Source organism: Acinetobacter lactucae, from assembly GCF_013344765.1.
GTDB classification, from domain to species: Bacteria; Pseudomonadota; Gammaproteobacteria; order Pseudomonadales; family Moraxellaceae; genus Acinetobacter; species Acinetobacter lactucae_A.
The window spans coordinates 1-9,635 of record NZ_JABVBF010000132.1 but is presented as its reverse complement, the minus strand read 5'-3'; the positions used below and the strand labels follow the sequence as shown (position 1 = coordinate 9,635).

Sequence of the window (9,635 nt, the reverse complement as noted above, 5' to 3'; positions counted from 1 at the left end):
ATAAAAGAGGCTGCTGTGAATTTTAAATTAAAAACATCACTCATAATTGGAGCAATTGTTGCATCTTCACTTGTATATGCCGCAACTGTACTTTCACCCAATCAGAATAATAATAGTGGATCAATTCCATCTGGTTATTCAGATTTAGAATTTTCTTTAGCAAATGGGAATTGGGTCAAAAATCTCTCTTTACCAGCAAGTGCTAATAATTTAGACAAAATTACAATTCGCTCTAGTGCGGCTTATAGTAGTTATTTAGATACTTCTAATACGAATATTCCGTTAGAGGTGCTGAAAATAAATAGCGGGGATGTTTACCAATTCATCTTTAATACCGCTCAAAATAAATGGATTGCTCAGTTGGCGACAGTGAGCCCTGCGAATGGTGCTAACTATGAGGTTGTACCGTTAACAACTGCATCCATACAAAAAGTACTTATTCAAAATGACAAATGGGCACAAACCATTGCATTACCGAGTGACGTACGCGATGGAACAACCGTACAAGTTGTTTCTACAGCAAGTACAAGCTCGGACATCGATAAAACAAACTTACTATTCCCGAGCAGTTTCTCATTAAAAAATGGATCTGAATATTGGTTTAAATATTATTCTGCTTTAGGAAAATGGGTTCCAGAGTATATAAAACCTCAGAAGCTAAATGTTCAGCAAATCGGAACATCTTTAGCAGCAGTAAATAGTCCCCTTACCGAAGTTTCATTTGGAGATGGAAATTGGGTTTCTAATTTCACTTTGCCGACCACTGCAAGTGATCGGGATAGAATTATTATCAAGTCTACAGCGACTTGGTCTGCAAAAATTAATAATACCAATATTAATAGCCAAGCGACTTTAACGCTTAAAACAGGCGATCAATATGAGTTTATGTATGTAAGTGACAAAGGATATTGGCAGTTGATCTCTTCACCAACAAAGGTGATTGATTCTACAGCAACAATCCCTGCAACTTTACCGAATATGACTCAGCCTACTTTAAAGGTGAAACTGTCTACATCAAATTGGCAGCCAACCTTACAACTACCTGCTAAAGCTCAAGTCGGCGATAAAGTTGTTATTGTGTCTAATGCATCGGCAGACACCTATATTAATGCCGCTAATGGCTTGTCTACTACAATTAAAAATGGTGAAAATCGTCGTTTTATTTACACCGCTCAAGGCTGGACAGTAGATAGTTATACAATTGATATGTTGTTGGTTTCTAGCCCAGAGGTAAACTCAATTTTGGGGGAGAGCGCTGCAAAACTTAGAATGATTGAAGGCTTAAATCTAACAAATTTAACCGCTGAAAATTCGAATGCACGTTTTTACTTAAGAGATGTAGGTTATCTAACTTATAAAATTCCTGCTGCCACTTTAAAAGAAGCAATCTCTACTGGACGAGATGACACCATGGTACAAAATGAGCGAAAACGTGTATTGGCAGATGGTGTCTATTATCAAGGGAATGAACCTGGTGATGGCGGTTGTGGTTGGGCTTGGATTAATGCTTCTGCATATAACATGATTGGTGCAAATGATATTGCAGGTTGTTCTTTCGCTGCTATGCGCCATGAAGTTGGGCACAATCTTGGTCTATATCATAACGGTTCAACTAATATTGGTTCAGGCTTTGCCCATCCGTTAGGAAGTACTGCAATGGGTGGCAATAATATTAATTTTTATTCGAGTCCATACTTATACAATCCTAAATATGGTGTGCGTTTAGGCTTAGAAGGAAAAATTGATGCTGTTAGTGTCATTAACCTGAATGTACAGAAAATTTCTCTATATAACTAATTTCTATTTTTAGCTGTCACTAATGAAGAAAAATAAATTGTTAACAGGAACTGCTATCGTTTGTACGGCGTTAGCAGTTTTAATCTGGTTTACTTTTTCACAGCAAAGCTCTTCTGCTTTAACGTCGCCTTTAGAAAGTCGGCAAGAGTCTGGGCCAAAAGTGGCAGATAATCAGAATGAATTTGCTCGTCAAAATATGCTGAATTTGAGTCCGTCCGAAAAAGAAAGACTGTCTCAGCAACAGATTGTTTTTAATGAAATAGAAAAAGATCAATTACCTTCGAATGTTAATTTTCCACTGCTTAAAAATGCACAGGGTATGGTCATTAAATATGATCCAAATGTGATTGAACTTAAAAAAGTGGGTGATACTGTTAAGTTCCAAATGTTGGAATATGGCATTAATCGCACGGGCAAAATTGTAGAGATCGAACCTGTTGACCAAGATATTGTTCGGTGGACTGGTAAATTTGATCAGGGTGATCCGAACCAGAATTTCTTTACCATTACTCAAAGTCAAAAAGACCACTATACGATCATGCAGATTTTTACCGAGAAAGGAAATTATTCGGCTGAAATTAAAGATGGTGTGGGGCTGGTACAAACCATGGATGAGGGTGTAACTGATCAAGAGTTACATCATGATCATCCTTAGACAAATAAATGGTTCTGGTAGAGAAAAGTAGCCAGTTCGCAGTTTATCTGTACGGATATGAGCTTTATGCGTTCACACTCTTTTAAAAACAAAGTATGCTTATGCCTGTAACAAGGAGCATACATGTATCAAGTACTTGCTAGAAAATACCGTCCACGTAATTTCAATGAGTTAGTGGGGCAAAACCATGTTTCTCGTGCATTAAGTAGTGCATTGGAACGCGGTCGTCTACACCATGCTTATTTATTTACAGGAACGCGTGGTGTAGGTAAAACTACAATTGCACGTATTTTAGCCAAGTGTTTGAACTGTGAAACGGGTGTGACTTCTACGCCATGTGAAGTCTGCGCAACGTGTAAAGCGGTAAATGAAGGCCGTTTTATTGACTTGATCGAAATTGATGCTGCTTCAAGAACCAAAGTAGAAGATACGCGTGAACTTTTAGACAACGTTCCTTATGCGCCAACGCAAGGTCGTTTTAAAGTTTACCTGATTGACGAAGTACATATGCTATCGACGCATTCTTTTAATGCGTTATTAAAAACACTAGAAGAACCACCAGAACACGTTAAGTTTCTGTTTGCTACAACGGATCCGCAAAAGCTACCAATTACGGTCATTTCACGTTGTTTGCAATTTACTCTACGACCTTTAGCCGTTGATGAAATTACCAAGCACCTTGGCGCTATTCTTGAAAAAGAGCAGATTACTGCTGACCAAGATGCAATTTGGCAAATCGCTGAATCTGCTCAAGGTTCACTGCGTGATGCATTATCTTTAACTGACCAAGCGATTGCTTATGGTCAAGGTTCGGTACATCATCAAGATGTTAAAGAAATGCTTGGTCTAATCGACCGTACGATCATTTATGATTTGATTTTGGCGATTCATCAAAATCAACGTGAGAAAGTTAGTCAGCTTTTATTGCAATTTAGACATCAAGCGCTAGATGTTTCACTTGTGCTTGATCAGCTCATTTCGACATTGCATGAATTGGCAATTTTACAATATCTACCTGATTTGAGTTTGAAATATAGTGATGAAATTAATCGCAAAATCATGCAGCTGTCTAAGCTGATTTCTGCTCAAGATTTGCAGCTTTACTATCAGATCGCATGTAAAGGACGTTCAGACTTGCAACTTGCTGTAACGCAAGAGCAAGGCTTTGAAATGTGTGTTTTACGCTTATTGGCATTCCGTCCTTTAGCGCCTAATGAAATTTTAGTATCACAGCCTATTCAACAAAATGGACAAGCAGAAGTAGGCCTAAATACACAAGCTCAGCCAACAGTACAAGATATTGCTCCTGTAAGTGGTGCTGTTCAGCCTGTTGAAGTTATTAACCAACCCGCTATGGTTGAACCTGAACCTGAACCTGAACCTGAACCTGAACCTGAACCTGAACCTGAACCTCAGTCTAATCAGGATTTAATGGTATTTGACCCAAATCATCATGAGCTGATTGGTCTTGAGTCAGCATCTGTTCAAGAAACAATTAGTGTTCTGGAAGAAGATTTCATTCCGGTACCAGAGCAAAAGTTAGTACAAGTTCAGGCAGAAGTCCAAACTAAAAATATTGAACCTGAACCAGCTTTCACTGCTGAACCTATGGGTTTATTTGAAACGCCTAACGCTGAATTTTCGCTGGCCCAAGATACACCTGATCTTGTTTCTGAACCAGTTATTGAGCAGCAGTCATTTGTGCAAGCTGAAGTAATGGTTGAAACAGAAACAGTTGCAGTTGTGAAAGAGGCTAGTGAAACTGATAATGGGCAGCTGATGCCTCAAGATATCTTGAAGCTTTCTCCTCAAGTTTTAGAAGGTGAATGGACACTTGAAAAGTGGGAGTATTGGTTTAGAAATAGTCAACTTTCTCCAGCGGTTCAAGAACTCGCTCAGCATGGTGTGATGACTGGTGAAATTGGTGGTAATACTGTTTTCCATATTCCTCAAGAATATGAAAATATGCTGACCCAATTGCAGCAAGGGCTTATTGATGCATTAAATGAGCAATGGCCGAATACTCAATTTACAGTTGAATATGGTGCTTTGAATACATCTACACCATATACCATTCAAAGTGCGCGTAAAGAAAAAGCCTTTCACCGAGCAGCCGAGCTGTTACAACAACAACCAGTTATTAAGAGTCTGATAGAGACCTTTGATGGTGAACTACAAAATATTCAATTAAAGCCTTAAATTTAACTGAGTTTTGATCTGGTGCAGAATATGAGAATAGTAGAATTTTCATATTCTTCATTGGATTGAAATATTCAGGTCATGTCACTGTCATTGTACTTTTCTATGTTAGCCATTTTAGATTTTAAATGGATTGTACATAGCAATGAAAAGGCAAAGCACTGGAATAAATTGTTTTAAATATTCTTATCTTTTATTAATCGGCGCGATTCTGCTGAGTGGTTGTAACGACTCATCAAATGATAATTCGAATGCACCAGAAACAGGTAAAAAGCCTGTAATGCGCTGTGCTCCATAAACTTAAATAATAAAAAGAACCTGATCATGATTACACGTCGTAAATTTTTAAATTACTCTTTAAATATAGGTTTTGGTGCTGCGGCATTGGCAGCTTTCCCATCTAGTATTCAAAAAGCTTTAGCAATTCCTGCAAATAGTAAAACTGGCACCATTCAGGATGTCGAACACGTTATTATTTTAATGCAGGAAAACCGATCTTTTGACCATTACTTCGGAACCTTAAAAGGCGTTCGAGGCTTCGCTGATCGTTTTACAATTCCTTTGCCAAGTGGCCGCCGTGTTTGGGAGCAGCTTAGAAGTAATGGGCAAGTTCTAACACCTTTTCACTTAGATAGTACAGCTCATAATGCACAGCGTGCGGAAGGCACACTACATACATGGAACGACAGTCAGCTGGCTTGGGATAATGGTCGGATGACAAGTTGGCCAGCCCATAAAAATGATATGTCCATGGGCTATTTTAAAGAAAAAGAAATTCCATATCAGTTTGCACTTGCGAATGCTTTTACGATTTGTGATGCCTACCATTGCTCGATGCACACTGGAACAGATGCAAACCGTTCTTATCACTTAACGGGTACGAATGGTGCAACACCGACCAAGCGTTCATTTGTAAACAATGAGTGGGACTGGATTGATGGTAACCCAGCGACAGCAGATCGTGGTTATACATGGAAAACTTATGCCGAGCGTTTAGAAGAAGCAGGGATAAGCTGGATTTGTTATCAAAATATGCCTGATGAATGGGGCGATAATATGCTTGGTGCATTTCGTACGTTTAGAAAGGCGAACATTGCATCTGGTTATCCCGTTTCAAGTGGTGGCGAACCGAATAAACCGTATGCCGATACGGGTCAAAAACTACCGTATAAAGCCTATGATGCTGCGACTGATAATGCCAAAAATCCACTTTATAAGGGCATTGCCAATACGTTGCCGGGTAATAAACCAGAAGAATACCTTGACGCATTTAAACGCGACATTCGTGAAGGTAAGTTACCGCAAGTCTCTTGGATTAATGCGCCATCAATTTATTGCGAACATCCGGATCCTTCAAGCCCAGTTCAAGGGGCATGGTTTATCCAAGAAATTATTGATGCATTAACTGCTGTACCAGAAGTTTGGAGTAAAACCGCGCTACTTATCAACTTTGATGAAAATGATGGTTACTTTGACCATGTGCCATCGCCATCAGCGCCATCACGACTCAAAAATGGCCAATACGCTGGCAAATCGACATTAAGTAGTACTGATATGCAGGATGAATATTTTGATCATGCTGCACCTGAGGGAAGCCATTCTCAGCCTACACCAGATGGACGAGTTTATGGTCCGGGTCCTCGTGTTCCATTATATGTGATTTCTCCATGGAGTCGTGGTGGTTGGGTGAACTCGCAAGTGTTTGACCATACATCTGTGCTCATGTTTTTAGAAAAACGTTTTGGTGTGAAAGAGCCGAATATCAGTCCATACCGCCGTGCAGTGTGTGGTGATTTAACCAGTGCATTTAACTTTAAAACACCAAATGCAGATGTTTTACCGCAGTTGAACGGGAAACAAACTCGTGTGCAGGCCGATGAGTTAAGAGAAAATCAAGAAGCTCTGCCAGCTGTACCTGTACCAACGGATATTAAGTTACCGATTCAGCAAAGTGGTATACGTCTGTCGCGTGCGCTACCTTACGAGCTGCACACTAGCGCGCGCTGTAAAGCGGATGGTAAGGTGCAATTGATATTCTCTAACACGGGTCAGCAAGCAGCGGTTTTTCATGTTTATGACAAGCTCAATCTAGACCGTATTCCAAAGCGATATATTGTCGAGCCAAATAAAACTTTAGATGATGAATGGGACGCTTTAAAAGATAATTTAGGTCGTTATGACCTATGGGTACTCGGTCCAAATGGTTATCATCGTCATTTTAAAGGGGATACTCAACGTATTGTCGATAGTGGTGTTAAACCTGAAATTCGAGTTTGTTATGACATTGCCAATGGTGATGTTTATGTCGAACTTATGAATGATGGTACTAAGGATGCAATATTGACGGTAAAACCTTGTGCATACCGACAAGATGCGCCGTTACAACTTACCGTAAAAGCGGGACAGGTTGTTAAGCAACATTGGGCTTTGGCTGATGTCGGAAATTGGTATGATTTTGAAATCACGAGCCAGAGTGATCCATATTATTACCGACGTTTTGCTGGTCGAGTTGAAACGGGTGAAGACTCTTTTAGTGATCCTGCAATGATGTAAGTATAGAGGGGGCAAAAAGAGTAGTTTATTTTCATTTTGCCCCATTTTTTATAATAAATATCTCTCTAAAATCTCACGAACTGACTCAGAAATTGGCACAGTCTTACGTGTTTCGCGATCAACAAACACATGAACAAAATGTCCTTGAGCTGACGCTTGCTCTTGACCTTGTTTAAAGATTGCCAATTCATAGCGTAAAGATGTCGTGCCGATTTTACCAATCGCAACACCCACTTGAATAATTTCTGGAAATGACAGCTCTTGAAAAAAGCTACAAGCTGAATCAACCACTAAGCCAATTGACTTTGCTTCATGAATATCAAAACCTGTTTTCTGAATGAGTAAAGCATTGGCGGCTGTATCGAAGTAGCTATAGTAAGTCACATTATTCACATGACCATAAATATCGTTATCTGCCCAACGCGTTTGAATGTCTAAAAAGAATTTAAATTGATCACGGGTTTTTAAAACTGGTTTAGTCATTAATGAATCGCCTGATAAATTGCCAAAGCAGCGGCTTCTGTCATGTCACGTGGATTATTTTGTAGTAAGCGGGTTTGGAGCATGGCATCTTGAGCAAGTCTAGGTAAGCTCGATTCATCAATCCCCAACTCTCTAAGTTTTAAGGTCAAACCACTACGGTCTAAATGGTTCTGCATATGGTCAATAAATAAATCACACAAGCCATCAGTGCTGCCATTGCTATATGGATCGAGCCATTGCATAAGCTCTGCATAGTATTTTTTTGCATTTGGCGCATTAAATTTTAATACTTCAACCAGCACTAAGGCATTGGTATGCCCATGCGATAAATGAAAATGTCCACCCAGTGGATAAGCTAAAGCGTGAACAGCAGCAACAGGTGAGTTTGCAAATGCCTGACCTGCGAGCATTGAACCAAAAAGCATGTTTTGACGTGCTTCTAAATCATTACCATCTTTAAGAACTTTCGGTAAGTTATAGTTTAGTAGCTTGAGTGCATGCTTGGCTAAAATATCGGTATAAATATTTTTTTTATGTTTAGAGGTATAGGCTTCAATAGCATGTACCATCGCATCAATACCTGTGGCAGCAGTAATATGAGCTGGAAGGTTTTGAGTATAAGTAGCATCAAGAATTGCAGTGTCGGCGTACAGTACCGGAGAAACAATCCCCATCTTTGTCGTCTCACCTGTGGTCACAATTGAGATTGGTGTTACTTCAGAACCTGTACCGGCTGTAGTAGGAATCAAAATAAGCGGAAGGCGAGTTGTAGTGACTTGGTTTACGCCGTACATTTCTTGCAAACTTTGGGTCTGGTTAGGGTGAGCGAGTAAAGCAATAACTTTGGCAACATCCAAAGAGCTACCGCCACCAAAACCAATAATGACATCTACATTTTGCTGTTTTGCATAGTTGGCTGCATCTAAAACAACTTGTTCAGGCGGATCAGCTTGCACATCCGCATAAATGACATATTCAATGTTGAGGCTATCTAAAATTTGCAGGATGGGACGGTGTAACTGATTTTTAACCATGCCTGGATCGGTGACTAGTAATAACTTGCGGTAAGCTTTTGATGACAAAACATTTTGTAATTCTTGTATAGAGCCTAAGCCAGAGATGATATTTGGAACGGTTTGAAATTGAAAATGGCTCATATACATTATTTCCTTATTTTTGAAAATTATTGTCGAATGGTTCTATAAGATTCAATCTTCAAATAACTTAGCATAAGACACCTTAAAATAAAGTAGTTCTGAGGTGATTATCTTGAGTGTCATATGAGATAAGCACTACTTTCATGTGGTCAGATTCAGATGATAGATGGAGATCACGCAAGATATTTAAAAGATTAGCGAAAGGTGGGCTTTTTGTTATTTATATTGTTCAGTAGATTTTCCTGAAGGCTGCTAATTCATATAATGCTTTAACAATTTATAATTTTATTCGGTTCAATAAGTGAAAATTTCTAAAACTTTACTCAGCATTATTGGATGCACTTGCTTCATGCTGAGCTCCGCAGTAATGGCTAAAACTGGCTCTAGTGTCTATTCACCTACAAAGGGTGTCATTTGTGACAAATATATTTGTGCTGACAAAAAAGGTGTATCTAAAAAACTTACAGCCAAATACTTAGGGACTAACAAAGCCAACAGAGCATTCTCTCATGGCGTTTTTGATACATCAGCATTTACACTCTCAAATGGTGTGTTCTGTGATACCAAGACGAAACTATGCCATGTCGATCGATACTTTGAGAATGGGCATCGTAGCAAGATTGATAGAATTATGACTGATAAACTCTTTAAAAATAAATGATTTTTCAATTACAGAAGTGATGTAAGTTTCTCGGACAGATGAATCTACAAAAGTAAAATTAGACCATAAAAGCCCCCGCTAACTATCGACTAATGGCGGGGTTTTTTATTATTAAGTATTTCTGTAATAT

The 9,635-nt window shown here is 39.1% G+C and carries 7 protein-coding genes; 5 read left to right on the top strand and 2 right to left on the bottom strand.

The genetic code is table 11. From position 1 onward, the window contains the following. The first annotated feature begins 15 nt into the window (after positions 1 to 15). The 4 genes from cpaA (at position 16) to HUN22_RS12745 (ending at position 7,204) form a co-directional block, all read left to right on the top strand. Positions 16 to 1,797: a metalloendopeptidase CpaA gene (cpaA, locus tag HUN22_RS12760; RefSeq protein WP_174729955.1), complete on the top strand. Its 1,782-nt coding sequence runs from the start codon at positions 16 to 18 to the stop codon at positions 1,795 to 1,797. Between the two features lie 22 nt (positions 1,798 to 1,819). Continuing rightward, on the top strand, positions 1,820 to 2,452 hold the full coding sequence (gene cpaB, locus HUN22_RS12755) for a metalloprotease secretion chaperone CpaB (protein ID WP_174729951.1): 633 nt from the start codon (positions 1,820 to 1,822) through the stop codon (positions 2,450 to 2,452). 123 nt (positions 2,453 to 2,575) lie between these two features. Continuing rightward, positions 2,576 to 4,651, top strand: coding sequence for a DNA polymerase III subunit gamma/tau (locus tag HUN22_RS12750; protein ID WP_174729948.1), 2,076 nt, complete (start codon positions 2,576 to 2,578; stop codon positions 4,649 to 4,651). Positions 4,652 to 4,975: 324 nt separating this feature from the next. Next, complete coding sequence (locus tag HUN22_RS12745; protein WP_174729945.1) at positions 4,976 to 7,204, top strand: phosphocholine-specific phospholipase C; 2,229 nt, start codon at positions 4,976 to 4,978, stop codon at positions 7,202 to 7,204. A 48-nt stretch (positions 7,205 to 7,252) separates the two neighbouring features. Here the strand turns inward: HUN22_RS12745 and HUN22_RS12740 are convergent, their stop codons facing one another. Beyond that, positions 7,253 to 7,687: an acyl-CoA thioesterase gene (locus HUN22_RS12740; protein ID WP_174729942.1), complete on the bottom strand. Its 435-nt coding sequence runs from the start codon at positions 7,685 to 7,687 to the stop codon at positions 7,253 to 7,255. Further along, positions 7,687 to 8,844, bottom strand: a complete 1,158-nt coding sequence (locus tag HUN22_RS12735; RefSeq protein ID WP_174729939.1) for an iron-containing alcohol dehydrogenase — start codon at positions 8,842 to 8,844, stop codon at positions 7,687 to 7,689. Before HUN22_RS12735 ends, HUN22_RS12740 begins: the two co-directional genes overlap by 1 nt. A gap of 301 nt (positions 8,845 to 9,145) precedes the next feature. Between HUN22_RS12735 and HUN22_RS12730 the strand changes: the two genes are divergently transcribed. Continuing rightward, positions 9,146 to 9,505: a YcgJ family protein gene (locus HUN22_RS12730; RefSeq protein WP_438839289.1), complete on the top strand. Its 360-nt coding sequence runs from the start codon at positions 9,146 to 9,148 to the stop codon at positions 9,503 to 9,505. Positions 9,506 to 9,635 lie beyond the last annotated feature (130 nt).

Coding starts and splice junctions, on each gene's coding strand:
- HUN22_RS12745 (WP_174729945.1), top strand. CDS start 4,976: ATGATTACACGTCGTAAATTTTTAAATTACTCTTTAAATATAGGTTTT.
- HUN22_RS12735 (WP_174729939.1), bottom strand. CDS start 8,844: ATGAGCCATTTTCAATTTCAAACCGTTCCAAATATCATCTCTGGCTTA.
- HUN22_RS12740 (WP_174729942.1), bottom strand. CDS start 7,687: ATGACTAAACCAGTTTTAAAAACCCGTGATCAATTTAAATTCTTTTTA.
- cpaB (WP_174729951.1), top strand. CDS start 1,820: ATGAAGAAAAATAAATTGTTAACAGGAACTGCTATCGTTTGTACGGCG.
- HUN22_RS12750 (WP_174729948.1), top strand. CDS start 2,576: ATGTATCAAGTACTTGCTAGAAAATACCGTCCACGTAATTTCAATGAG.